The sequence below is a fragment of the Streptomyces cylindrosporus genome (assembly GCF_022698165.1).
Classification (GTDB): domain Bacteria; phylum Actinomycetota; class Actinomycetes; order Streptomycetales; family Streptomycetaceae; genus Streptomyces; species Streptomyces cylindrosporus.
Window position 1 is genome coordinate 97,141 of sequence record NZ_JALDAY010000013.1, and the last position, 24,310, is coordinate 121,450.

At 70.7% G+C, this 24,310-nt stretch carries 20 protein-coding genes; 12 read left to right on the forward strand and 8 right to left on the reverse strand.

Features of this window, described 5'->3' with window-relative positions:
* Positions 1–31: 31 nt before the first annotated feature.
* Entirely contained in the window at positions 32–1,315 is a 1,284-nt protein-coding gene (locus MQP27_RS37405; protein WP_242773706.1) for an alpha/beta hydrolase, read from the forward strand.
* 41 nt (positions 1,316–1,356) lie between these two features.
* On the opposite strand, the gene MQP27_RS37410 is transcribed toward MQP27_RS37405, so the two are convergent.
* Positions 1,357–1,812, reverse strand: coding sequence for a hypothetical protein (locus tag MQP27_RS37410; protein WP_242773709.1), 456 nt, complete (start codon positions 1,810–1,812; stop codon positions 1,357–1,359).
* A gap of 181 nt (positions 1,813–1,993) precedes the next feature.
* Here MQP27_RS37410 and MQP27_RS37415 point away from each other — a divergent pair, with 181 nt between their 5' ends.
* The 3 genes from MQP27_RS37415 to MQP27_RS37425 all read left to right on the forward strand — a co-directional run bounded on the left by MQP27_RS37415 (position 1,994) and on the right by MQP27_RS37425 (position 7,074).
* Entirely contained in the window at positions 1,994–2,914 is a 921-nt protein-coding gene (locus MQP27_RS37415; RefSeq protein ID WP_242773711.1) for an SGNH/GDSL hydrolase family protein, read from the forward strand.
* 225 nt (positions 2,915–3,139) lie between these two features.
* Positions 3,140–6,061: an aminotransferase gene (locus MQP27_RS37420; protein ID WP_242773714.1), complete on the forward strand. Its 2,922-nt coding sequence runs from the start codon at positions 3,140–3,142 to the stop codon at positions 6,059–6,061.
* A gap of 5 nt (positions 6,062–6,066) precedes the next feature.
* A complete protein-coding gene (locus MQP27_RS37425; RefSeq protein ID WP_242773717.1) occupies positions 6,067–7,074 on the forward strand; it encodes a LacI family DNA-binding transcriptional regulator in 1,008 nt (335 codons plus the stop codon).
* 42 nt (positions 7,075–7,116) lie between these two features.
* Here the strand turns inward: MQP27_RS37425 and MQP27_RS37430 are convergent, their stop codons facing one another.
* Complete coding sequence (locus MQP27_RS37430) at positions 7,117–7,614, reverse strand: hypothetical protein (protein ID WP_242773720.1); 498 nt, start codon at positions 7,612–7,614, stop codon at positions 7,117–7,119.
* Between the two features lie 164 nt (positions 7,615–7,778).
* On the opposite strand from MQP27_RS37430, the gene MQP27_RS37435 reads away from it, so the two are divergent.
* Positions 7,779–8,426, forward strand: coding sequence for a dihydrofolate reductase family protein (locus MQP27_RS37435; protein ID WP_242773722.1), 648 nt, complete (start codon positions 7,779–7,781; stop codon positions 8,424–8,426).
* Between the two features lie 27 nt (positions 8,427–8,453).
* Here MQP27_RS37435 and MQP27_RS37440 read toward each other — a convergent pair whose 3' ends face one another.
* Positions 8,454–9,251 (reverse strand): AraC family transcriptional regulator, encoded by a 798-nt coding sequence (locus MQP27_RS37440; protein ID WP_242773724.1) that lies wholly within the window; start codon positions 9,249–9,251, stop codon positions 8,454–8,456.
* A gap of 70 nt (positions 9,252–9,321) precedes the next feature.
* Between MQP27_RS37440 and MQP27_RS37445 the strand changes: the two genes are divergently transcribed.
* Both MQP27_RS37445 and MQP27_RS37450 read left to right on the forward strand, forming a co-directional pair.
* On the forward strand, positions 9,322–10,140 hold the full coding sequence (locus MQP27_RS37445; RefSeq protein WP_242773727.1) for a phytanoyl-CoA dioxygenase family protein: 819 nt from the start codon (positions 9,322–9,324) through the stop codon (positions 10,138–10,140).
* Positions 10,137–10,421 carry a hypothetical protein gene (locus MQP27_RS37450; protein ID WP_242773731.1) on the forward strand — a complete coding sequence of 95 codons (285 nt, stop codon included), beginning with the start codon at positions 10,137–10,139 and terminating at the stop codon, positions 10,419–10,421. The genes MQP27_RS37445 and MQP27_RS37450 overlap by 4 nt, the downstream gene beginning before the upstream one ends.
* A 28-nt stretch (positions 10,422–10,449) precedes the next feature.
* Here the strand turns inward: MQP27_RS37450 and MQP27_RS37455 are convergent, their stop codons facing one another.
* The 3 genes from MQP27_RS37455 to MQP27_RS37465 form a co-directional block, all read right to left on the reverse strand.
* The gene (locus tag MQP27_RS37455; protein ID WP_242773734.1) at positions 10,450–10,863 is read right to left on the reverse strand and encodes a VOC family protein; all 414 of its coding nucleotides are present in this window, start codon (positions 10,861–10,863) and stop codon (positions 10,450–10,452) included.
* Positions 10,860–11,444: a dihydrofolate reductase family protein gene (locus MQP27_RS37460; protein ID WP_242773736.1), complete on the reverse strand. Its 585-nt coding sequence runs from the start codon at positions 11,442–11,444 to the stop codon at positions 10,860–10,862. The genes MQP27_RS37455 and MQP27_RS37460 overlap by 4 nt, the downstream gene beginning before the upstream one ends.
* Positions 11,445–11,627: 183 nt before the next feature.
* Entirely contained in the window at positions 11,628–12,842 is a 1,215-nt protein-coding gene (locus MQP27_RS37465; protein ID WP_242773738.1) for a metallophosphoesterase, read from the reverse strand.
* A 274-nt stretch (positions 12,843–13,116) separates the two neighbouring features.
* Between MQP27_RS37465 and MQP27_RS37470 the strand changes: the two genes are divergently transcribed.
* Positions 13,117–16,524 carry a lectin gene (locus MQP27_RS37470; RefSeq protein WP_242773740.1) on the forward strand — a complete coding sequence of 1,136 codons (3,408 nt, stop codon included), beginning with the start codon at positions 13,117–13,119 and terminating at the stop codon, positions 16,522–16,524.
* Between the two features lie 271 nt (positions 16,525–16,795).
* On the opposite strand, the gene MQP27_RS37475 is transcribed toward MQP27_RS37470, so the two are convergent.
* Complete coding sequence (locus MQP27_RS37475) at positions 16,796–18,211, reverse strand: alpha/beta hydrolase (protein ID WP_242773742.1); 1,416 nt, start codon at positions 18,209–18,211, stop codon at positions 16,796–16,798.
* 366 nt (positions 18,212–18,577) lie between these two features.
* Here MQP27_RS37475 and MQP27_RS37480 point away from each other — a divergent pair, with 366 nt between their 5' ends.
* The 3 genes from MQP27_RS37480 to MQP27_RS37490 all read left to right on the forward strand — a co-directional run bounded on the left by MQP27_RS37480 (position 18,578) and on the right by MQP27_RS37490 (position 21,996).
* On the forward strand, positions 18,578–18,715 hold the full coding sequence (locus tag MQP27_RS37480) for a hypothetical protein (protein ID WP_242773744.1): 138 nt from the start codon (positions 18,578–18,580) through the stop codon (positions 18,713–18,715).
* 493 nt (positions 18,716–19,208) lie between these two features.
* Positions 19,209–20,744: an alpha/beta hydrolase domain-containing protein gene (locus tag MQP27_RS37485; RefSeq protein WP_242773747.1), complete on the forward strand. Its 1,536-nt coding sequence runs from the start codon at positions 19,209–19,211 to the stop codon at positions 20,742–20,744.
* A gap of 490 nt (positions 20,745–21,234) precedes the next feature.
* Positions 21,235–21,996 carry a class I SAM-dependent methyltransferase gene (locus MQP27_RS37490; protein WP_242774210.1) on the forward strand — a complete coding sequence of 254 codons (762 nt, stop codon included), beginning with the start codon at positions 21,235–21,237 and terminating at the stop codon, positions 21,994–21,996.
* A gap of 444 nt (positions 21,997–22,440) precedes the next feature.
* Here the strand turns inward: MQP27_RS37490 and MQP27_RS37495 are convergent, their stop codons facing one another.
* Positions 22,441–22,749 carry a hypothetical protein gene (locus MQP27_RS37495; RefSeq protein WP_242773749.1) on the reverse strand — a complete coding sequence of 103 codons (309 nt, stop codon included), beginning with the start codon at positions 22,747–22,749 and terminating at the stop codon, positions 22,441–22,443.
* Between the two features lie 263 nt (positions 22,750–23,012).
* Between MQP27_RS37495 and MQP27_RS37500 the strand changes: the two genes are divergently transcribed.
* On the forward strand, positions 23,013–23,543 hold the full coding sequence (locus MQP27_RS37500; protein ID WP_242773751.1) for a hypothetical protein: 531 nt from the start codon (positions 23,013–23,015) through the stop codon (positions 23,541–23,543).
* Positions 23,544–24,310 lie beyond the last annotated feature (767 nt).

Below are 24,310 nucleotides of genomic sequence, written 5' to 3' on the forward strand. Positions count from 1 at the left end.
CGCACCGACAGGCAAACGGGGATCGAGTGGTATGGGTCTGACCAGCGAGACGACCGTCTACGTGACGGCAGCCCTGGCCGCCGTATGTGTGGGGCTGCTCGTGTGGCTGTGGCCGCGGTTCGCCGCGCGGGGGCTGCGGCAGGTGCTGGGGCGGCTGGCGGCCATCGGGGTGACCCAGGCGGTGATCATCGCGGCGTTCGCGTGCTGGCTGAACTCGTCGTACCAGTTCTTCGGATCGTGGGGCGAGCTGTTCGGCCACGTCGAGACCGCACCCGTCGGCGTCACCCAGGCGAGCGGCGGCGACGGCACCGTGACCGGTGTGGCCGTCAAGGGGGCGCTGGTGCAGCCCGGTTCCGACGAGCAGCTGAGCCGGGTCAGCGGACTGCCCTCCGGCCCCGCGTCGGTCAACGGGCGCGTGGAGTCCGTCAAGGTCATCGGCCGGCGTACGGGCGTCGTCGACCCGGCGTTCGTGTACCTGCCGCCGCAGTACTTCCAGAAGGCGTACCGCCGGCAGCGCTTTCCGGTGATCGTCGCGCTCAGCGGCTACCCGGGCAGCATCTTCAACCTCGCGCAGTACCTTCGGGTGTCACAGACCGCGGGACAGCTGCAGAAGAGCGGCCAGATGCAGCCGACCGTGCTGGTGATGATCCGGCCGACGATCGCCCCGCCCCGCGACACCGAGTGCGTGAACGTCCCGGGCGGCCCGCAGACCGAGACCTTCCTGGCCAAGGACCTCCCCGACGCACTGAAGTCCGCCTACCGGGTCGGCCACGACGCCAGCGCCTGGGGCGTCATGGGCTACTCCTCCGGCGCCAGCTGCGCCCTCCAGCTGACGATGCGCAACCCGCACGTCTACACGACGGCCGGTGCCCTCTCGCCCGACTACCGCGTCAAGGACGACCCGACGACCGGCAACCTCTTCGGCAGCGGACTGGGCCGCGTCAACCGCGTCAACGGCCACGACCTGATGTGGCGGCTCAAGCACCTGCCCGTCCCGCAGGTGTCCGTCCTGGTCGCCGAGAGCAAGCACGGCGAGCGCGGCTACCCGCAGACCCAGGCGTTCATCAGGGCCGTCCGCGCACCCATGCGCGTCGCGTCGATCCTGCCCGAGCACGGCAGCCACAACTTCCCGACCTGGGTACGGGAGCTGCCCGCGACCCTGAAGTGGATGAACCAGCAGCTGACGTTCCCGCAGGACGTCGTACCCCGCCACCACAAGAAGGGCACCGTGGAGGCCGCCCGCCCCAAGCCCGGCCGCGGCACCCTGCGCGCCGAGGGCACGGAGCCCACCCCCACCGCCACACGGCACAAGTGAGGGCCGCCACCTGCCGGGACCCCGAGCTGCTCCTCGTCGCGTCAACTCTCCGGTGGCGGGGCGAGGAACATGGGCCACTCGGCGTCCGAGGCGAGGAGTTCTTCGAGCGTCGTATCCGGGCCCGCGGTGAAGACGGCGGTCGGTTCGGCCAGGTGTGCGGTCAGTGCCGGGTCGGCGGCCGCACGGGCCTCCAGCACCAGCAGGGCTCGCGGGTCCACGGACGACCGGCCGGGGAAGTCCTCGGGGTCCACGCCGACCTGCCGCAACACGGCGGGATGTACGGCGATGCGGACCGCGAGTCGACCGTCCTCCGGTGACCTCTCGGCCCAACCGTCGCTCCGCACCAGGTAGAACGCGCCGTCGCCCTCGTAACAGCAGGAGCCCAGCGCGGCAACGGCGCGTTCCCCGGGCGTGCCTTCGGGGTCGACGACGAGGACGGCGTAGGCCGTCTTGGGCGCGTCGGGGTCCATGCCGGAACGCAGGTGCAGGCGGGCCATCGGACGGGGCCTCCGGAGCGATGTGGAGCGGCGGGGGAGAAGTGCAGTACAGCACAGGGAAACTGGTCGGCGTACGACCCTGGTCCAAGAGCACTACTGGCCGGTATACAAGCTCAGTTGAACGGGGTACGACCATACGCGGGTCGAGCCCTGCCATGACGGCTCGGACCAGGAGGCCTGCATGAGACTTGTGACGGATTCGGCCGCACCGGCGCCAAAGCGCCGACGCACAAGGACAGTTGCGGCCGCGGTCAGCGGCTGTGCGCTGGTCCTGGCCGCCGGGACACCCGCGGCGGCGCACACGAACGGCGGACACGGCGGCCGGAACACCGAGTACGTGGCCCTCGGCGACTCGTACACCTCGGGCCCCCTGATCCCGACCCAGGTGGACGCGAACTGCGCCCGCTCCGACCACAACTACCCGTCCCTGGTGGCGGCGGAGCGAAGAACGAGCGTCTTCGTCGACATGAGCTGCGCCGGCGCGACCACCGAGGAGATGTGGAAGCCCCAGGGCACCAACGGGCCCCAGCTGGACGCGGTGGACGAGGACACCGACCTGGTGACCGTGCAGATCGGCGGCAACGACGTCGGATTCGGTTCCATCATCGCCACCTGCGCCCAGCTCGCCGCCAAGGACCTGACGGGCAACCCCTGTCAGCAGTACTACACCTCGTCCGGCGTCGACCAGCTGGCGCTGACCGTCCTCAAGACGGCACCGAAGATCACCAAGGTGCTCAGGGACGTGCACGAGAGGTCCCCGCACGCACGCGTACTGGTCGTCGGATACCCCGACCTCCTGCCCGACGACGGCAGCGGCTGCTACCCCTCGGTTCCCTTTGCCGCCAAGGACTTCCCCTACCTGCGCGACACGGAGAAGCGCCTGAACCTGATGCTGCGCCTGACGGCCGCGCTCAACCACGCCGAGTACGTCGACACATACGGGCCCACGCGCGGCCACGACATGTGCAAATCGCCCGCGGACCGCTGGATAGAGCCCCTCCAGCCGGCCTCGCCCGCGGCCCCGGCCCACCCCAACGCGAAGGGGGAGGCGGCCATGGCGGAGGCCGTACTGGACCGGCTCGACACTGGCCGCGGCCACTGACAGCCGGGCAAGGAGGAACGTTGCAGTGGCCCGGGGCGATCGGCCGCCCCGGGCCACTGCGGGATGCGGGGCCCGCGCTCAGGGAGTGAGGCAGCAGCTCTCGCGGACACCGGCCGGCGGATCCGTGCCGTAGCCGGCGGGCCGCCGCATTGACGCGTCCGGATGTCGGCTCTAGGTTTGCCGGAACGTTCCGGCAAAAGACACGCAAGAGAAGCGGTGCCACCCATGGGTCTTCCCTCCGTCGACTGGCTCGTCCGACCGATCGCCCCGGTCGACGAGGCCGACGCGCTCGCGCTGCTCGGCGAGCGGTACGGGGTGCGGGGCGGCCTTCAGGCGCTCGGCAGCCAGCAGGACCGCAACTACCGGGTGCGCACGGACACCGCCGACCATGTCCTCAAGGTGACCAACCCGGCCGTCGACCCGTCCGCCCTGCGCCTGCAGTGCACGGCGATCGAGCAACTGGCCGCCGCACTGCCGGAGTTGCGGCTGCCGAAGCCGCGACCGGGCGTGGACGGCGACCCCTTGCAGTGGCTCACGGCCGACGGCTCGAAGCTCGCCTGCCTGCTGCTGGACTTCGTGCCAGGTGAGCCGATCATGGACAGCCGCTACCTCGCCCCCGCGGTCGTGGCCCGGCTGGGCTCGATCGCCGGCCGGGTCGCCGCCGGGCTGTCCACCCTGGCGGCCCCGGCGGTGGACCGCCCCCGCCTGTGGGATCTGCGCAACGCGCTCACCGTTGTCGAAACGCTCGCCCCGCACCTGCGCGACCAGATCGGCGCCCAGCGGGTCCTGCGCGCGGCCCGCGCCGCCCACGCCCTGCTGGAACCGTATGCCGAGGGACTGGCGACGCAGCTGATCCACGGAGACCTCACCGACAACAACGTGGTGTGCGAGACGGCCCCCGACGGACGCCCGATGCCGGTCGGCGTGATCGACTTCGGTGACCTGGGCCTCGGCTGGACCGTCGCGGAACTGGCCGTCACCTGCACCTCGGTACTCCACCACCACGGAGCGGGACCGGCCTCCGTACTGCCCGCCGTCCGTGCCTTCCACGAGGAACGCCCCCTCGGCGACGACGAGTTGGAGGTGCTGTGGCCCCTCGTCGTGCTGCGGTCCGCCGTCCTCGTGGTCAGCGGTCAGTACGACGTGCTGCTCGACCCGGACAACGACTACGCCTCGGACGCCCTGGAGCGCGAGTGGACGATGCTCGAGGTGGCGACGTCGGTCCCGGCGCAGGTGATGACGGCACAGCTCCGCCACGCGCTGGACCGGGCGTCCACGCGAGAGAGGCCGGCGGCCGGAGCGCGGCTGATCCCCACCCTCCCGGAGCACGTCCACGCCCTCGACCTGTCGGTCTTCGCCGATGCCCTGCACACCGGCCTGTGGCAGTCGCCGAACGCTGAACACGACCTGGTGCGCGAGGAGTTGAGCGCCACGCAGGGCGTCCACACCCGGCACGGGGAGTTCCGAATGACCCGCACGAGGGTCGACGGAAAAGGCCCCGCCGAGACCTGTGCGCTCGGCGTCGAGCTGTACGTCACCGAACCCCTGGAGGTCCGGGCCCCCTGGGCGGGCACGATCTCCCGCGACACCGACCGTGTGGTGACGCTGCGTCAGGACGACGGGCCGGACCTGATCCTCGACGGCCTCGACACCGGCACCCTGACCCCCGGCCCCGTCGAGCCCGGCCAACTGCTCGGCACCATCGCCGACTTCGACGGACTCCACGTCCTGGGCGTCCAGCTCAGCCACCTGACCGGGGCACGCCCGCCTCGCTTCGCCGCTCCCGAGCTGGCCGACGGATGGCTGCGGGTGTGCCCGGACCCCACGGCACTGCTGCTCCCCAAGACACCGGAACACCAGATGTCCGAAGAGGAGTTGCTGACCCGCCGCAACGACGCCTTCGCCACCGTCCAGGAGCACTACTACGAAGAGCCTCCCCGCATCGAGCGCGGCTGGCGCCAGTACCTGGTCGACACCCGGGCCCGCGGCTACCTGGACATGCTGAACAACGTGACCATCCTCGGCCACGGTCACCCCGTCCTCAGCGACGCCGTCCACCGCCAGTGGCAGCGGCTGAACACCAACTCCCGCTTCCACTACGCCTCGGTGGTCGAGCTGTCGGAACGGCTCGCGCAGCTGCTCCCCGCCGAACTGGACACCGTGTTCCTGGTCAACAGCGGCTCCGAGGCGGTGGACCTCGCGCTCCGGCTCGCCTGGGCGACGACCGGACGCCAGGACGTGGTCGCCGTCGAGGAGGCGTACCACGGCTGGACGTACGCGAGCGACGCCGTCTCCACGTCCGTCGCCGACAACCCGGGCGCCCTTGAATCACGGCCGCCTTGGGTGCACACGGTCGCCGCGCCCAACTCCTACCGGGGCCGCCACCGGGGCGAGGAAGCGCGGAACTACGGCCCCGAAGCCGCCGCCCGCATCGCCGCACTCGCCGCCGAGGGACACGCCCCCGCAGCCTTCCTCTGCGAGCCGTACTACGGCAACGCCGGCGGAATGGCGCTCCCCGACGGCTACCTGGAGCAGGTGTACGCGGCCACCCGCGCCGTCGGCGGCCTGTGCATCGCGGACGAGGTGCAGGTCGGCTACGGCCGGCTCGGCACCCACTTCTGGGGATTCGAGCAGCAGGGTGTCGTACCGGACGTCGTGACCGTCGCCAAGGCCATGGGCAACGGGCACCCGCTCGGCGCGGTCATCACCCGTCGGGAGATCGCCGACGCCTACCGCACCCAGGGCTACTTCTTCTCCTCGGCCGGCGGCAGCCCCGTCAGCTCGGTGGTCGGCCTGACCGTCCTCGACATCATGCGCGACGAGAACCTCCAGGCCAACGCCCTTGAGATCGGCGGATACTTGAAGCGGCGTCTCGTCGAACTCGGCGAACGGCACCCGCTGATCGGCACGGTGCACGGCTGCGGCCTCTACCTGGGCGTGGAGTTCGTGCGCGACCGTATGAGCCTGGAACCGGCGACCGAGGAGACGGCCGCCATCTGCGAACGGCTGCGTGAACTCGGGGTCGTCATGCAGCCGACGTCCGACCGGCAGTGCGTGCTGAAGATCAAGCCGCCGCTGTGCCTGACCCGGGACAGCGCCGACGTGTTCGTCGCCGCCCTCGACGACGTCCTCACGTACGGCTGGTGACGGCTATGACGTCCGGGCGTCCCGCCGTGCCGCCCACCATCGCCGACGTGGCCCGCGCGGCCTCGGTCTCCAAGACCACCGCCTCGGACGCCCTGCGCGGACACGGCCGGGTCTCCGGGCCCACCCGCCGTGCGGTGCTCGACGCCGCCGCGCGGCTCGGCTACGCCCCCAACCGCAGCGCCCGCAGCCTGCGCACCTCGGTGACCGAGACCATCGCGCTGCACATCCCGGAGTTCCTGACCAGCGCCGAGTACTACATGTCGTTCGTCTTCGGCGTCGCCGAACAGGCCGCCCGCGCCGGTCTCAACGTCACCCTGCTGTCCTCCGGGCACCTCCCGTACCGCCGGGGCGCGGTCCCGCAGGTGGACGGGCTCGTGCTGTGCGACCCGTTCGCCGAGGACCCGGTCGTGGAACAGCTGATGAGCAGCGGACTCCCCGTCGTCACCGCCGAGCGGTATGTCGGTGACCGGCAGCCGACCGGCGTCATATGGTCCGACCACGACGCCTCGATGACCGAACTCCTCGACCACCTCCACGCCTCCGGCGCCCGGCGCCCGGCGTTCATCGCCTCCGACACCACCGGAGACTGGGCCCTCACCCTCCAAAGGAGCCATTCCCGCTGGTGCGCCGAGCGCGGACTGCCCGAGCTCGTCAGCAAGGTGCCGTTCGGCTCGACGCCCGACGTTCTCCAGGGTGCCGTACGGAAACTGCTGACCGAGGCACCCGAGACCGACGCGATCGTGTGCGCCGCGGACGGCGCCGCCGCGGCGATCCTGCCCGAACTCCGCGCGTCGGGACGCCAGGTGGGCGACGACCTGCTCCTCGCCTCCTGCGTCGACAGCTCCGCCATGCGCACGGCGGAACCTCCGATCACCGCGGTCGACCTGCGACCGCGGACCATGGGCGCCGAATGCGCCCGCCTGCTCTGCGAGATCCTCTCCGGCGAAACACCGAAGGGCACCGTCCGCACCCTCCCCGTCGACCTGCGCGTCCGGGCCTCCACGAAGACGTAGAGGTGAAGACGTAGAGGCCCCCTCCGCAGCTGAGGTTGGGGATTACCACCAAGGTGTGCGGGAGGCGACTCCGGTCCCGCCGCAGTCGGGGGCCGAGCGGGCGATGATGCAGGCGCGGAAGGCGACGCTGGAGCTCGCGCTGGTCTGGGTGCCCGACGTCCAGTACAGGCCCGAGCTGATGCTGATGAAGGTGGCGCAGTCGGCGGCCCGGTCGCCGTTGATGTCGATCTCGAAGTACAGGTCGTAGTTGCTGGACCCGCCGGCCGCCCGGGCCCAGCCGTAGCGGGTGCCGCCCGCCAGGCCGGTGCGGATCTGCGCGGTGCCGGCCGAACTGCTCGCGCCCTGCGCGGCGGTGGTGACGCCGGTCGCGGTGTTGGGGTCGTTGAGGCCGGCCAGGCCGCCGCAGGCGACGGTCGGGCCCAGGGCGCGGGTTTCGGTGGCGGCGCCGGCCGGACCGGTGCTGTGGGCGAGCAGTGATCCGGCGAGCGCGAGCGTTGCCGCTGCCGCCAGTGCCGTGCGCCTGGTGTTGCTGCGTTCCACGACGTTCCCCCTTCATGCCGCATGGTGTGGGCCAAGCCTGTCGGCAGGCTTCGTACGGCCGCCACACGTTGAAGCGGTGGCTTAAATGTCGCGGTGCACGGCATTGGCCGCTAGCCTCCTGACTTCGTTGCTCGAAGCTCTCCGTCCCTAGGAAGTGGCCTGCCATGTCACTGGTCCGAGTGCACAACTTCTCCATCTCCCTCGACGGATACGGCACCGGAGAGGGCCTCAGCCGCGACGCGCCGTTCGGTCACGCCGGCGAGCGGTTGCACGAGTGGATGTTCGCCACCCGGTTCTGGCACGACATGGTGGGCCGGACCGGTGGCGGCACCGGTCTCGACGACGCCTTCGCGCGGCGGTTCGCGCCCGGGATCGGCGCCGAGATCATGGGGGCCGGGAAGTTCGGCTACCCCGGATGGCACAAGGACCCGGACTGGAAGGGGTGGTGGGGGCCGAACCCGCCCTTCCACACGCCGGTCTTCGTCCTCACCCATCACCCGCGGCCGTCGATCGAGATGGAGGGCGGCACGACGTTCCACTTCCTCGGCACCTCGCCCGCCGAGGCGCTGGAGCAGGCCCGCGAGGCCGCTGACGGCCAGGACGTACGCATCGGCGGAGGGCCCACGGTCGTCCGCGACTTCCTCGCCGCCAGGCTCATCGACCACCTGCACGTCGTGGTGGCCCCGATCCTGCTGGGGCGAGGCGTACGCCTCTGGGACGGGCTGGAGGACCTGGAGAAGGACTACGAGATCGAGGCCGTCTCCTCGCCCAGTGGGGTCACCCATGTGACCTTCACCCGCGCGGGCGGTTGAACCACCTCCTGACGAGCCCTCCGGGCGTCAGCGGGGCCGCTCCGCCTGCCCGGTGCGTCTGACTGTTCGGGGTGAGGCGCCCAGCTCGCGGCGGCAGGTCTTGTTGAACGCCTGGAGGTCGGGGATGCCGACGGTCGCGGCGATCGCGGGGATGGCGAGCGTCGAGGCGATCAGGAGGTGCCGGGCGCGTTCCATACGGCGGTGCCGGATGTAGCCGACGACCGTGAGCCCGGTGTCGGCCCGGAACAACCGGGTCAGATGGGTGTGGGAGATCCCTGCGGCACGGGCGATCTCTGGGATGTCCAGCGGGTCGGCGAGGTGCTCTTCGATGTGGGCCTTCGCTGTGCGCAGGGCGGGATGCCGGGACGTGCCGTGGGTGTCGGAGGAGCCGGTCAGGCCGGTCATGCGCCACAACACGGTCCACAGTTCCGCGGAGGCCCGCGCCGGGGACTGCGCGGCGGCCGCGACCGTCTGCCGCAGCAGCCCGCCGAGCACCGAGGCGTCCACCCCGGCGTCCTGCATCACCGGGACGCGGCGCAGTTCGCCCGCGCCGGGCAGCCGGAAGTGGGCGTACAGGTGCTCGGACGGTGTGGCGTCGTAGTGGAAGTGCACCTCGGTGTCGGGCGGCACGAGGCTCAGGTGGCCGGGGCGGATCGGATGCCGGAAGCCGTCGAACTCCAGGGCGCCGGAGTAGCCGTACAGATGAAGCTGCCACAGCCGCGGCAGCCGGAACACGTCGTGCGGTCCGGTGTGGCCGTGGATGCCCACGCCCGCGTTCTCGACGTGCGGAGGCAGATCGAGGGCCAGCTCCACCGAGTGCGTCATGGTGGGAAATTACCAGCACTCGTCGATTACAGCCCACGACTTCCGGGAAGCCGCTCCCTACGGTTGTCGCATGCCAACCACACGACAACTGCTGAGTTCCGTCCAGGTGGCGCGGTTCGTGGCGCACGGCTTCCTGCGCCTGGACGGCATCGTGCCCCGGGAACTCAACGACGAGGCCCTCGACGTCTTCGCCGCCGGACTGCCCTCCGTGCCGTACGGGACTCCCGTGCCGAAGGCGTTCCCCGAGGGGTCCTTCGCCCGCCGGCTCCTCGAACTGCCCTCCGTCGCGGGCGCGTTGGAGAGCCTGGTGGGCCCGGACCCGACCGTCGACCACCACTTCGTGCACACCCGCGAACCACGCGAGGGCAGCGCGCAGCCACTGCACGCCGACGCGCTCATCGACCTGCGGACCGACGCCTTCGACGTGCAGCTCATGTACTACCCCCGGGAGGTCACCGCGGACATGGGCGGCACGCTCATCGTCCCGGGCAGCCATCTGCGCCGCACCAACGAGTCCGACACCGGCCGCTACCAGAACCTGCGCGGCCAGACCCGGCTGACCTGTCCCGCGGGCACGGTCGTCCTGCTCCACCACGGCATCTGGCACGGCGGCCGACGCAACGACAGCGACACCGTCCGCCACATGTACAAGATCCGCTTCAACCCGACGGTTGCGCAGGTACGGCTCTGGGACACCACGGACCTCCACGACCCGGCCGTGGCCGAGGAGTTGGGCCGTACCTTCCCCTGGTACGAACCGGCCACCGGCCGCCTGGAGATCCACAACCGCATCAGGCTGTGGCGCTTCCTGTCCGCAGACCCCGACTTCGACATCGAGTACTGGGCCACCCGCATCGCCAACCGACCGGCACAAAGGAGCACGGCGTGACCACTTCCACCTCCGTCCGGCAGCAGGTCCTGGTCCTCTACCTGGCCACGTCCGCCCTCGACTCCCCGGTCCTCGGCTGGGCCCGCTACGACGGAACCGGCACGACCCGCCCCACCACCGGAGACACCGACGAGCCGCCGTACGGGACGGGCGTGGCCGCCCTGCAGGACGGGTGGCGGCTCATCCAGGCGGCCCAGCTGATCCCGCCGTACCCCGGGGCGGAACACGAGACGTCGTTCCTCAAGCACGAGTTCTTCTTCGAACGCCTCGTGCCGGCGTGAGGCTGTCGCTCTGTGGTCCCTGGCCGCCTCAGGTGAAGTCCGCCGCGGTGATGCCGTCGGGATGTCCGGACGGCCATTCCACCAACTCGATCCGGTATCCGTCCGGGTCGGTGAGCCACGACGTCTTCGGGCCGTCAGGGCCGGCCGGGTACTGGAGGGATCCAGGCTTCAGGCCGGCTTCGGTCAGCTTCTCCAAAGTGGTGGCGAGCCCGTCCACGTGGATGGCGAGGTGGTCGAAACCGCTGCCCACGTCGACCGGTCCGTCGCCGGGACGGTGGACCAGTTCGAGCGAGGCGGCCGGTTCGTCGGGGAACTTGAGGATGACGAGGTGACCCGCCTCGTCGGCCTGGACCCTGCCCAGTTCGGTGTAGCCCAAGGCGGTGTAGAAGCCGAGCGAGCGGTCCAGGTCGGTGACGCGGTAGGAGACGAAGAGCGTCTTCACGCGGCCTCCTGAGGTCGAAGCACCCGGTAGCGGAGATGCGTCACGTCTCGGTCCTCCAGCCGCCGCACGAGGTCGAGTTCGATGTGATCGCCGCCCAGGTGGTCGAACAGCCGTCGACCGTCCCCGAGGAGGACCGGAACCAGGTGAATCTCCATCTCGTCCATCTGCCCGGCCCGCAGAAGTGCCTGGGCCGCCCCCGCCCCATGGACCATGACCGGCCGGCCCGCTGCGGCCGAGCGGGCCTGCCGGGCGCAGTCCTCGACGTCGGTGACGAAACGCGCGTGGCCCGGCGGTACATCGCCGTCGTCCACCCGGTGGGTGAGTACGAGGATCGGCACACCGTCATGGTGATCGCCCTGCCAGCGTCCGGCGAGCTCGAACGTCCGACGGCCGGAGATCACCGCGCCGGTCGCCAGCGCTTCGCGGTAGACCTGGCCGCTCGGACCGTCGGCCTCCCGGTCGTCGAGCCAGTTGAAGAGCCGCCCACCGTCGCGTCCGAGCTCTTGCCCCGGCCGATCGTCCGGGCCGGCGACATAGCCGTCGAGGGACATCGACATGTACAGCCGAATGGGATTGCGCATCCTGGACTCCGTCTCTCCTCCGCGCCACCGGCAGTCGGCGGTTTCGGATCCGTCGACGGGGCGGGCTTGTCACAAGGAAGACTTCAGGCAGCAGGCGAACTCATCGGCCCGACGCGGCGGCAATGGTGCAGCGCTGAGGGGCAGGAGCTCGGTTGCGGCGGTGGACAGCTCCAAGCGGGTGTGTCAGCCCTCCCCGTGCGGGGACCGGAGCACGAGCAGTGTGATCTCGCTGGGGGCGAAGACGCGGAACGGTGGGCCCCAGAAGCCGGTGCCGCGGCTGGTGTACAGGAGGGTTCGGGTGCCGTGGTGGGTGAGGCCGGCGAGGGCGGGCTGGTCGAGGCGGACCAGGTGGTGGAAGGGCCAGATCTGGCCACCGTGGGTGTGGCCGGAGAGCTGGAGGTCGACGCCGGCGGCCGCGGCCCGGTCGATGAACTTGGGCTGGTGTGCCAGGAGCAGGACGGGCAGGTCGGTGTCGGCGCCGTGCAGGGCGGCGGCGAGATCGACGCGGTGGCCTTCCAGGCCGGAGGACTCGGCGGTGACGTCGTCCACGCCGGCGACCACGAGGGTGTCACCTCCGCGTTCGAGCAGCAGGTGGCGGTTGCGCAGCGGCTCCCAGCCCAGTTCGTCCATCAGGTCCACCCAGCCCTGGGCCTCGCTGTAGTACTCGTGGTTGCCGGTGACGTACACCCGGGCCCGGGTGGCCCGCACGGTACTGAGCGGAAGGGCCTGGGCGCGGCGGCGTTCGGCCGTGCCGTCGGCGATGTCGCCGGTGTGGCAGACCAGGTCGGCCTCCAGCGAGTTCACCGTCTCGCACACCCGTGCCGACCAGCGGGCGCGGTCGAGGGGGCCGTAGTGGGTGTCGGTGATGAGGGCGACGCGCAGTCCGTCCAACCCAGAGCTCAGCCGCGGGAGTTGGACGTCGACCCGGCGCACGCGTGGCACGCGGCGGGCCTCGGCGTACCCCCACAGGAGCAGTACGGCGGTCACGGCGAGAACGGCCCACGTGACGATACGGGCACGGTCCTCGCTCTCGCCGACCCCGGCCACGGTCAGGCCGAGCCGCAGGAGGACGCCGAGCAGAACGGACCAGGTGAACAGAACCCAGCTGGAGCCCAGCAGCGTGTCACCGATGATCGCCGCCCGGTCCTGTTGACGTCGGCCGTGGCCGCGCATCATCGCGAGCGGCATCCCGGTCAGGCCGAGGACGAACACAGCGGTTCCGGCCAGCGTGACCGGCAACGGCCAGTGCTGGCCGCCGTACAGGAGCACCCCGCAGGGGACTGCCCACAGCAGGACGGGAGCGATCATCGGGAGGTAGCGCATCAGCCGGAGCAGTGGGCTGCGCCGCGGTGCCCGCGCTTCATCCTCGGTGGGCCGGGTGTCGCTGGTATCGGTCACGCTTGCCCTCCCTGACCTGGCGGCCTTCTCGCGCACTGTATCTCGTCGCACCCGATACGCCCCCTTCTTCCACAAGGCTGAACTTCTGGCTCAAAAGGCTCTGTTGGCCTCGTTGACACGCCCCAAGCGCAGGCGTTTCACTCAACACTCGTGCATGGCAACGTTGTCAGGCTCGCAGGAACGGGTGCTGACAACGTTGCCCGCCACCGACGTTCCGTGGTTCCGGCGCGTCGGCACCTGATGTGCGAAGCACGAACTGTTGCGGAGGCAACCGATGGTGAGACCCCGACGTTCAGCCGCGCGTGAGCGCAAGAGACTTCGCCGACGCCTGGCCGCGGCCTGCGTCCTGGGCATGGCCGCCCTCCCGCTCACACTCCCGGCAAGTGCCCAGGCCGCGAGCAGCACGCCCCCGGCCCTGGTGAAGGATCCCGCGTCCCTCGTCAACCCGCTCATCGGCACGTCCGGTGCGGTCGACACCTTCCCCGGCCCCGACATGCCGGCCGGCATGGTGCAGTGGGGCCCCGACACGTCCCCGCACCGTCCCGACGGCGGCGGCTACGAGTACAAGGACAGCAAGATCTCCGGCTTCAGCCTCACTCACGTCTCGGGACCGGGCTGCCCCGTCGCGGGTGACCTGCCGATCCTGCCGGTGACCGGCGCCCTGTCCGGCAACCTCGGCGACACGACCGTCGGCTTCACCCACGACGACGAGCAGGCGGGCATCGGGTACTACGGGGTCACCGACGCCAACGGCGTCAAGACGGAGCTGACCGACACCACCCGCGCGGGCCTCGGCCGCTTCACCTTCCCGGCGGGGCAGCAGGCGAACCTGCTGTTCAAGCTCAGCGGCGGTGCCACGCAGGTGGACGGCACCCGTGTCCAGGTCGTGAACGACCAGGAGATCAGCGGCGCGATCGACAGCGGTCACTTCTGCGGCGCGAGCAACAGGTACACGCTGCACTTCGACATCAAGTTCGACCGGCCGTTCACCGAGAGCGGCACCTGGGTCGGCGGCACCATCAACCCGGACGCGAAGTCGCTGAAGGCGGGCAAGGTCGAGAAGCCCGCCCAGACGTCGAAGTCGGCGCCACTGAAGGAGAAGCACTTCACCGTCCCGGCACGGCCCGACCCGACGATCCACGGCAGCTCCGGCAAGTCTTCGGGTACGCCGTCCGCGGCGCCCAGCGCAGCTACGCCTTCGCCCACAGCCAAGGTCCAAGCCGCCCAGCCGCCGACGACGGGCGCCAACGGCATGTACCTGACGTTCGACACATCCTCCGACCCCACGGTGAACGCGAAGGTCGGCATCTCGTACACGAGCGACGCGAACGCGGCGGACAACCTCGCCAGCGAGATCAGGAAGTGGGACTTCGACGCCGTCGAGCGGGCCAACCACGATGCCTGGAACACGGTGCTGAACAGGATCCGCACCGGCGGCGGCACCGCGGACCAGCAGGCGCAGTTCTACACCGCGCTCTACCACGCGCTGCTGCACCCGAACGTCTTCTCCGACGCCAACGGCCAGTACATGGGCATGGACAACCAGGTCCACAAACTGGCCAAGGGCCAGAAGGCCCAGTACGCCAACTACTCGGGCTGGGACACCTACCGCTCCCAGACCCAGCTGATGGCGATGGTCGAACCCAAGGTCGCCAGTGACGTCGTCACCTCGATGCTCAACGGCTACGACCAGACGGGCCTGCTGCCCAAGTGGGCCTCGAACAACGGCGAGAGCTATGTGATGGTCGGCGACCCGGCCGCCGGCATCATCGCCGACGCGTACGCCTTCGGCGCGAAGGACTTCGACACGGACAAGGCCCTCGCGGCCCTGCAGCACGAGGCCACCGTCCCCAACAACGACCGTCCCGGCGAGTCCGTACGCGACGCGAAGGGCTACCTCCCGCTGGACGAGGGCGACTACAACTGCTGCAACTTCTACGGCCCGGTCTCCACGCAACTGGAGTACGACTCCGCCGACTACGCCCTCGCGGCCTTCGCGAAGTCCCTCGGCAAGACCGACGTCTACACGAAGTTCGCCACCCGCGCCCAGGACTGGATGAACGTCTTCAACCCGCAGACCGGGTACATGCAGGCCAAGAACAAGGACGGCCAGTTCGCCGGCGGCTTCACCCCCGGCACCTCCAACGGCTTCGTCGAGGGCACCTCCGCCCAGTACACCCCCATGGTCCCGTTCAACCTGCAGCAGCTCATCCAGGCACGCGGCGGCGACAAGGCGTACTCGTCCTACCTGGACAGCCTCCTCGACAACATCACCGCCCCCGGCAACACCGACGCCGACCTCAGCAACGAGCCCAGTGTGGAGATCCCCTGGGAGTACGCCTACACGGGCCGGCCGTACAAGACCCAGGCGGCCGTCCGCGAGGCCCAGCAGAAGCTCTACTTCAACGCTCCGGTCGGCTCGTTCGGCAACGACGACCTAGGCGCGATGAGTTCCTGGTACGTGTGGTCCGAACTCGGCATGTACCCGGAGACCCCGGGCACGGACACCCTGGTCCTCGGCAGCCCGGTCTTCCCGGTGGCCCAGGTGACCTTCTCGGACGGCAGGACGGTGCGGATCAACGCTCCGCAGGCCGCGCCCGACGCCCCCTACGTGCAGTCGCTCGACGTCAAGGGCAAGGCGTGGAACAGCTCCTGGCTGACGTACGGGCAGTTCAAGGGCGCGAGCACGCTCGACTTCACCCTCGGCACCCAGCCCAACGCCTCCTGGGCGTCCGGTCCCTCGGCGGTGCCGCCGTCGGACACCACGGGCGGCGGCCGCGTCCTGGCCGCGACCGGCCCCTCCAGCGACGGCCTCGTCCTCGAACCCGGCGCGTCCGGCGAGGGCACGCTCGACCTGACCAACCTCGGCGGCAAGGACGTCACCGTCGACTGGAAGGCGACGGCGCCCGACGGCGTCACGCTGGACACCTCCTCGGGCTCGCTGACGGTGCCCGCCTCGGGCAGCGCGGAGGCCAGGTTCCACGTGACGGCAGGCAACGACGAGGGAACGTACCTGGTCACCTTCGCGCTGACCGACCACAGCACAGGGGCATCGCTGAGCGGTGCCGCCCTGCGGGTGGCCGTGGCCAAGGCAGGTGCGCTGTGGCCGTACGACACCAACGAGGGCATCTACCCCGACGGCGCGACCTTCTCGGGCGGCTTCGACAACGGCGGCTGGGCGTTCTCCCAGAACGCCCTCTCCGCCGCGGGCGTCACGAGCGGCTCGACCCTCACGGCCGACAGCATCACCTACAACTGGCCGACGGTGACATCCGGCCGGCTGGACAACCTGGAGATGGCCGGCCAGACCATCCCGATGCCAGCCGGCACCTCGGGCGCGTCGCTCGGCCTGCTCGGCGCGGCGACCAACGCGCCGACCGACGGCAGCGGCGTCTCGGGCACGCTGACCGTCACCTACACCGACGGCACGACCTCGAAAGCGACGGTCGGCTTCTCGGACTGGACACTGAACGGCGGCTCCAGCAAGCCGATCGCGAGCAACTCGACGGCCGTCACGACGGCGTACCGCAACACTGGAAGCGGAGGCCGGGACGGCGTCAAGACGTACGTCTTCGCCACGAAGGTCCCGCTGGACGCGTCCAAGCAGGTGGCGTCGATCACGCTCCCGGTAACGGGCTCGACAGGCACCGACCACCTGTTCGCGTACGGGTTCGCGCAGTAACGGCCTTCACCCTGCCGTATCTGACGCCGCCGAGCCGGTCGCGACGCCGACCGACTGGGCGACGCGGGTAGGCGGGTGGGCACAGGTGCCGGCATCGGTCCAACCGGACGGATGCCGGCACCGCAGTCTCGTCGTAGCCCTCCGCCGCATCAACTCACCGAGGGCTGGTCGAGCCCGGCATCGGCGGCCGCGGCGCCATGGCGTGCGAGCGCCGCCTGCTCCACCTGCGACCTCAGCGTGCTTGACGTGCTGCTTCAGCGGTGGCCGTCACTCATCGGTTCCCGTGCTTGCGGTCCTCGCGGCCGACCGTCAGGCGGGCCGGGTGGTACGGGACATAAGCCGCGCCGTCCAGGCCGAGCGCCGTTGCGGACTCCTGGAGTGCGGCCGGTGTTGCCGCGTCGTCCCAGTGGCCGGTGTCGACGCGGTGTTCGAGGGCGTGGAGGGCGGCGACGGTTTCGGCGGTGGTGAAGGCGCAGTGGCCCTGCCGTTCGACGAAGGCCTGCCGGAGCAGGGCGCTGTCGCCTGCGGCGCGTACCCGGGCGGCGAAGCGGTTCTCCTGCTGGGCCGGTACCAGGTTGTCGGCGGTGGTGTGGACGTCCAGCAGCGGCACGCCGAGGCCCTGGCCGGCGGAGGAGGTGCGCTGGGCGGTACGGACCGCCGCCGGGTCGGCCGTGATGGCGGCGCCCTGGGTGAGGGACTCCAGGTCGGCACGCAGATCGAGGCCGGCCGCCTGGTACAGGGCGCGGACCTGGGGCGCGTGTTCGGAACCGGCGAGCAGACGGCCGTAGTCGATGCCCTTGTTCCAGGAGTTGTTGCCGCCGACGGACTGCTCGATCGCGTACCGTCCGCCCTCGACGAACGACAGGATGCCCTGCGCCAACCAGTCGTACTGCTGCGCTTCCTGGCCGGCCCAGTCGGTCGGGGCGGGCTTGGTCTTGCCGGGTGACCAGGCGGGCAGGTTGAGGAAGGCCGCGGCGAGCGCGATGCGGGCGCGGCCCTGTGCGGTGGCCTGCGCGGCGGTGACGGCGTCTGTGAGGGTCTTGGCGGTGGCCGCGGCCTCGTTGGCGGAGCCGAAGCGGACCAGCTTGACGTCCTGCTCCGGCAGGAACAGGCGGGCGATGGTGTACTCGGCGTCCAGTTGGTAGTTCTCCAGGTCGTTGGCGCCGGCGACCAGGCCGCACAGGCCGAGCGCGCCCTCGATGCGGCCGTCGCCGTCGCGGGCGAGCTGGGCGTTGACGAGTCCGCCCATGGACTGGCCGACGGCGAGGGTGCGGTGGGGTTCGCCGATCTTCGCGGTGACGGCGCCGATGGTGGCGAACTGGTCGTGTTCGGCGCTGTTGAGGGCCCACATCGAGCCCTGGGGGTCGTACGAGGATCCGGCCATGGCGTAGCCCTGGGCGAGGAGTTGGGTGCGTACGGCGTCGGAGGGGGCGTCCTGGGCGACGGTGGGTCCGAAGCCGTGGCTGAAGATCAGCAGGGTGCCGTTCCACTGCTCGGGGACGTCCGCGACCCAGGTGGCGCCGTCGGCGAGGGTACCGGTGAGCCGACCGGAAACGGCCGTGTCCGGCTGGGCGGCCGAGGGGAGGGTGGTGAGGGCGGCGGATGTCAGCGTGGCGAGGGCGGTCAGCGCGATGCGCAGACGGGCACGGCGGGGGCGACGGGTGTGGGGGTGGGTGTCGGCAGGCATGGGGCGGCTCCTGGGGGGTGGGGTGGAGCGGATGCTCAGTGCACCGAGCGAAGCGCCAGGGAATCTAGGGCTAATTTCTTGCGGTCGTCAATAAGATGCACAACATCAGGGTTCGCCTGACCGAACTCGCCGCCGCCACCGGGACCGCTCCGAACGCGCGTCACCGAACCGGCGACCGGCGACAAACGAGACCTATGGCGGGGGCTGCGCTGGAACTTGGGGGTGACCGTCCGCCGCCAGAGATCGTGCCGGCCACGTTGTCTGAGGCGGCTCCGGTCCTCGGTGCGCTGCAGGGTCGTCCCAGGCGAGTCCGAAGCCGACAGGCCTTCCGTCCCCGCCGCGCCCGGTACCGCCAAAGCCCGGATCGTGCGTGCCGCGGTCCATCGCCAGTGCAAGACCAAGGATGAGATCGTCATCGCGGCCGTCGAGGAGGAACCGGCCCGGCTCAGCGCGGTGATGGACGCCGGCGTGGCGGGAGCGGGGGCGGGTGAGGACGGCGTGTGAGGGTCACGAACTCTTTCGCCGGATCGTGGAACGCCTCCGTCGCCTCCTGGCGGGAGTGACCAGGCCCGAGGCTCGTATCCGCGCGGCGATGCTCACCGTCGCCTGAGTGAGGCGCGGTGCGGGCAGCCTGAGTCTCTTTCAGCGAGAATTGCGCCTCCGTCTGACGGAAATATCGTTCACCACTCTTGACGAGGGCATGCCGAGCGGCGATACGGTCTCGGCGTTCAATCCGTGCACCAGCGGTGAGCCAGGAACTCCTCGCGGAACGCTTCGGCCTTTCCCTTTCAGGCCCGGCGCCCTTCATGCATGGCGGGGCAGCACGGCGCCCGTCAGATCCCGCCCTTTTGTACGCGGGTCCATGAGCCGCTGCGCCTGGGCTCCGCGGGCGCGGGAACGGCCGCCCTGGAAGGGGTCCGTGAGCCCCTGCCCCTCCGCCATCCCTGCCGCGCTCTCTGAGCCCGGCACGGCCTCCCTGTCCCAGAAGGGCACCTCCATGGCCAGACAGCACAGCGGATTACCACGAGTTCACCTGCCGCGGCCGGCGGTCGCGTTCGTCGCGTTCCTGACCGCGATCGCCGCCGCCCTCACCACCACGGCAGCCGCACACGCCGACGAGCAGGTGTCGGTCGCCCCCGCGGTGGCCGACCCGGTCGTCACCGGGCCCGTCACCGGTGGGGCCGGTGCGCCCCAGCTCTACGGCACGACGTTCGACCTGAGCCAGGTCGGCTACCAGCAGTCCGAGTACTTCATGGCGGGTACCGCTGACAGCTACCAGCCCGTCAACCCCCTTACCGCGGACGGCCGTTGGACGGTCGCGCCGGCGAGCACGGCGCCGTACACCACACGTGTCGTCGTCGACCGGCCGAAGGATCCCGCGAAGTTCAACGGAACCGTGGTGGTCGAATGGCTCAATGTCACCGGCGGGGTGGACGTGGCCACCACCTGGATCCAGGCCCACAACGAGCTGATCCGTGAGGGGTACGCCTGGGTCGGCGTCTCCGCGCAGGCAGCCGGCGTCAACGCGGCCAAAGCCATCGACCCGGCCCGCTACTCCGCCCTCTCCCACCCCGGCGACAGCTACTCGTACGACATCTTCTCCCAGGCCGGACAGGCAGTGCGTGACTCGGCGGCCTCCGTCCTGAGCGGCCTGCGGCCGCGCACCCTGCTGGCCGTCGGCGAGTCCCAGTCGGCCTTCCGGCTGACCACCTACACCGACGCCGTTCAGCCTCTCGCCGGCGTCTACGACGGCATCCTCCTGGAGAGCCGGGGCGGGGTGGCACCGGTCACGGCGCCGCTCTCCCAGGCCCCGCAGGCCGACGTACCGGTCCCGGACGGCCTCCTCATCCGGACCGATCTGAAGGTGCCCGTCCTCACGTTCGAGACCGAGACCGACCTGCTGATGCTTGGTTATCTGGCCGCGCGCCAGCCGGACTCCGCCCACTTCCGGCTGTGGGAGGTCGCGGGCACTTCCCACGCCGACACCTACATCACCCCGGTCGGTCCCACGGACACCGGCGACGGACAAGGGGACGTCGCGGCGTTCGACACCCTTCTCGACCCGCCCTCGACCCCGGATCCCAGTCATCCCGAGGTCAGCTGCAACACACCGATCAACGCGGGCCAGGCGCACTACGTGCTGGAGGCCGCCGTCCACGCCCTGAACAGGTGGGCGACGACGGGCGTGGCCCCGGCCCCGGCCCCAAGGCTGGAAGTCGACACGAGCAGTTCGACCCCGGCGTTCGTCCTCGACGCCAACGGCAACGTCAAGGGCGGCATTCGCACCCCGTCGGTGGACTCGCCGGTGGCGACGCTTTCCGGCTTCGGCCAGGAAGGCTCCTTCTACTGCACCCTGTTCGGGACCACCGTTCCCTTCGGTGCCGCGAAACTGGCCCAGCTGTATCCCACGCACGCGCAGTTCGTCGCCCGCTGGAGCGCGAGCACCGGCAGCGCGGTGGCCGCCGGACACATCCGGCCCGCCGACGGCCTCGCGCTGGTCAAGGCGGCGGCCGGTTCCTCGGTCGGCGACTGAGACCAGGTGAGCCCGGACCAGGTGAGCTGAGATCAGGCGAGCAGCGCCGTCCCGGTTCTGGTCTCCAGCACGCTGGGCCGGGACGGCGTTGCGCCATACGCCATCGGAATTCGTCCGACCACGACTCGCTCATCACGAGTACGGCGTCAGGGTGGCTCAGCGCGCCCTGGGGAGAGCCGCCGGTCGGGTCCGCGCTGCCGTGGATCCGGACCGGGCCATCGGGTGTTCGACCACTCCGGCGGCCGGGGCGGCAATCCGCCCGGCGGCGGACGCGCGTTCGTAGCGACCCACCGTGAACCCGGCGCGGGCCGGCCCGCAAAGCGCCTGGTGCCCGTCACGTTCGTCCGCGACGGCGTCGCCGGCGCAGGACTGCTGGAGGCGGGGTGGGCTTGGGGGTACATGGCGGCGCGGCGCGGCGGGTGTCCTTGAGTGCGGCACTACGGTTTCGGGTGTGACCGGATCGAATGCCGGCCCCCGGTGGTCGCAGTCCATGGCGGTGGCTTATGAGCAGTACCTCGTGCCGGTGGTCTTCCGGCCTTTCGCTGAGGATCTGGCCGCGAAGGCGGTGGCTCTGCGCCCCCGGCGCGTCCTCGAACTGGCCGCGGGGACGGGTGTGTTGACCTCGGAGCTGCTCGCTGCGGCTCCGTCGGCGGAGGTGACGGCCACCGATCTGAATGAGGCCATGGTCGCTTTCGGGGCGGCCGGGGTCCCGGGCGCGGTGTGGCGGCAGGCCGACGCGCAGCGGTTGCCGTTTGCGGACGGGGGCTTCGATCTGGTGGTCTGCCAGTTCGGCGTGATGTTCTTTGGGGACCGGGTCGCGGCTTTCACCGAGGTCCGGCGGGTGCTGGGCCCAGGTGGCCGGTTCTTGTTCAACACGTGGGGCCCGCTCGGCACGCACGCCTTCGAAGCCGCGCTGCAGGCCGGGTTGGAGCGGGCCTTTCCGGTCGACCCGCCGCGGTTCCTGGCGACGGGTCCGCATGGGTACGCCGACCCGGGGGTCGTGGTCACTGATCTGACGGCCGCCGGGTTCGCCGTCGAGGAGGAGCAGGAACTGACCTTTGAGGGCCGGGCGGTGTCGATCGCCGGCCTTGCGACCGGGTACCTCACCGGGACGCCGGTGCGCGCGGCCGTGGAGGAGCGTGGGGATGGACCAGCGGTGCGGGCTGCGGTCGTCGAGGAGATGACGGCCCGTCTGGGCCCGGGTCCGGTGACCGCCCCGATGACGGCGTACGTCTTCTGCGCTGTGGCCTGAACACGTAAAGCGCCTGCCCGGGGAGGGGCGAGCGCCTCGTTCGCGGCGTGTTGCGGCCTACGCGGACCGGAGGTGCGGAGATCGGATGACGGGAGCGTGGGACCTCTTCCGCAAAGTGGCGAGCCGGACAGGTGGCCCGCCGACAAGACGAGAGGGTGTTCGAGCGACGTCCTTGTCGCCCTCACCCGGAAACAAGCGCGCGGTTCCCTCCCCGGCTTCCAGGTTCTCTGCGATGGATCTCGATATCGGTGGTCCCGGGTGCAGTTGTCCAGCGGGTCGGCCGCGACGAATGCGTTGCCCGCTGGACCTGCGTTGAGCCTTCGCCGGGGTCATCGGCGTTGGCCCGCTGGGCTCCCGCTCCCTGTGCGGCCGCCACCGACCCCACACCGGATCCAGCGGCCACACCCCAGCCAGCCGCGTCACCAACCTGTCGGGACAGCACAGCTAGGGCGTCATGCGGGCTCTCGCGGCCAGTGCCCTCTGCAGCACTTTGTCCCGGTAGGGGTTGGCTGGGCTGAGGGCCTTGGCCACCTCCACGGCCTCGTCGAGCAGGGCCAGCTGGCGTTCAGGCAGTTCCCGTACCAGGGGGGAGGTGCTCTCCTCCACGAGGACGTACGCCAGTTTCGATCCGTACACCTCCGGCTCGAGCTGCGTCAGCAGACGGTAGGTCCACACCCCCTCGGTGCCTCGCACCACCCGGCGGTTGGCACTGAGCAGCCTGACCCTCGCCTGCACCACCATGTCCTGATCCATTGATCCCCTTCGTCCCCGCCCCTCTCCGGCCGGTGCGTGTCACACGGTGCGACAGCACGGCAAACGCGCCGACAGCCGGTGACGGATGCCGGCGCATGGGCCGGAGAGGGGATGACGACGAGTGTGCGGGTTTGGCACCACCCGGAACAAGGCCGTACAGGCGTGCGCTTGGTCCTACCGAAGGCTTCTGTGACCAGGCATGATGGACCTGACACTCACTCAAGCCCGTAGGGGTGGGCGGCGGGTGGGAGTACCCACTGCTCGTGCGGGCCGTTGTCGCGGTGGAGACCGGCTACGGCTTCGATGCGCAGTTCGCGCCGCGGCTGGCCGGCGCCTTCAGCGTCCCCGATCCGGCCGGTGTCATGGTGGCGGTTTTGGGCGGGCTGGAGAATCTTGCGGCGGACGGGCCGGACGCGGACGTGCTGCGGGTCTGGCAGCCGCGGCGGGCCCTCGGCATGGATCCGATGACGGTGCGGGACGTCTACCAGGGCCTGTTCGACGAGGCGGCCGTGGCCCTGACGGTCCGTCAGGGCGTGGTGGGCTACCTGTCGCGGCGCGCCTGCCCGGTGCTGTCGCTGTCGGCGGCCGCCTCCCTCAAGCCCAAGGGGATCGACAGCGACTGGGTGGAGGCTTTGAGCCGGCACTCCTACAGCGCGTCGGCGTTCCTCGAAGGGGTCGGGCACTGGCTGTTCCAGGAGCGTACGGGCACGTGCCTCGGCCCGTCTGGAACAACAGTACGGCGACGCGCACACCCGCATCCGCTGCATGGTCGGCCTGTTCGTCGAGTTCGGTGACCGGCTCAGTCTCGTCCACGCCCAGCGCAGTCACAGCTGGCTCCGGGCCCGCCTCGGCGCTTGACGCGGCGAGGCGGCCCCTTGCCGTCCTCGGGCGAACACCACACGGGCGCCGCCTGCTTCGAGCAGGCGACCTGTTCAGCGAGGCGGGGGCGATGCTCACCGCGGCGACACCTCCTCGCCGTCGGCGATCCCGGTGCGGCCCGTACGGTCCGGGAACGCGGGGTGCGGCTCCTGACGAGGACCGACCCGGCTGCGGCCGAGGGGATCCGTACGTGCCTGTCGGCCCTCGGGGACGCGGTGCCGACGCCACGGATCGACGTCGTGTCCACCTTCCCCGAGGACTTGCCGCGGACTGCCGGGGCAGGACATGAGTGACTGGCTCCTCGCGGGCCCAGGCGCCGCGTTGCACGGCCCCTGGAGTTGGCGGCCCGCTGCTCGTACGGTCTCACCGGCCGGTCCGGCAGGGTGGTCGCCCCTGGGGCCCGCGGGCGGGACAGCCCGCCCGCTTTGGCGTTGGTGCGAGGCTGCGGACAAACGTCGGCGGTCCGCCCGATCACCGGTGAGCACGCGCCGGTTCCCACCGGGATGAGGCATTCGGCCACAGGGCCGGGCAGCCGAGCATCAAGGAGGATCCGGGTGGGACGGTGGGCGATGTCCGGTGGGGTGTGGCTGCGCCGGTACGCCTCGACGGGGAGGCGGTCGGCCGCTTCGTCCCGGTAGCCGTGTGCCTGTATCTCCAGGCGCGCCGCGCGATTCGAAGCGCC

Coding starts and splice junctions, on each gene's coding strand:
- MQP27_RS37405 (WP_242773706.1), top strand. CDS start 32: ATGGGTCTGACCAGCGAGACGACCGTCTACGTGACGGCAGCCCTGGCC.
- MQP27_RS37410 (WP_242773709.1), bottom strand. CDS start 1,812: ATGGCCCGCCTGCACCTGCGTTCCGGCATGGACCCCGACGCGCCCAAG.
- MQP27_RS37415 (WP_242773711.1), top strand. CDS start 1,994: ATGAGACTTGTGACGGATTCGGCCGCACCGGCGCCAAAGCGCCGACGC.
- MQP27_RS37420 (WP_242773714.1), top strand. CDS start 3,140: ATGGGTCTTCCCTCCGTCGACTGGCTCGTCCGACCGATCGCCCCGGTC.
- MQP27_RS37425 (WP_242773717.1), top strand. CDS start 6,067: ATGACGTCCGGGCGTCCCGCCGTGCCGCCCACCATCGCCGACGTGGCC.
- MQP27_RS37435 (WP_242773722.1), top strand. CDS start 7,779: ATGTCACTGGTCCGAGTGCACAACTTCTCCATCTCCCTCGACGGATAC.
- MQP27_RS37440 (WP_242773724.1), bottom strand. CDS start 9,251: ATGACGCACTCGGTGGAGCTGGCCCTCGATCTGCCTCCGCACGTCGAG.
- MQP27_RS37445 (WP_242773727.1), top strand. CDS start 9,322: ATGCCAACCACACGACAACTGCTGAGTTCCGTCCAGGTGGCGCGGTTC.
- MQP27_RS37460 (WP_242773736.1), bottom strand. CDS start 11,444: ATGCGCAATCCCATTCGGCTGTACATGTCGATGTCCCTCGACGGCTAT.
- MQP27_RS37470 (WP_242773740.1), top strand. CDS start 13,117: ATGGTGAGACCCCGACGTTCAGCCGCGCGTGAGCGCAAGAGACTTCGC.
- MQP27_RS37475 (WP_242773742.1), bottom strand. CDS start 18,211: ATGCCTGCCGACACCCACCCCCACACCCGTCGCCCCCGCCGTGCCCGT.
- MQP27_RS37485 (WP_242773747.1), top strand. CDS start 19,209: ATGGCCAGACAGCACAGCGGATTACCACGAGTTCACCTGCCGCGGCCG.
- MQP27_RS37490 (WP_242774210.1), top strand. CDS start 21,235: ATGGCGGTGGCTTATGAGCAGTACCTCGTGCCGGTGGTCTTCCGGCCT.
- MQP27_RS37495 (WP_242773749.1), bottom strand. CDS start 22,749: ATGGATCAGGACATGGTGGTGCAGGCGAGGGTCAGGCTGCTCAGTGCC.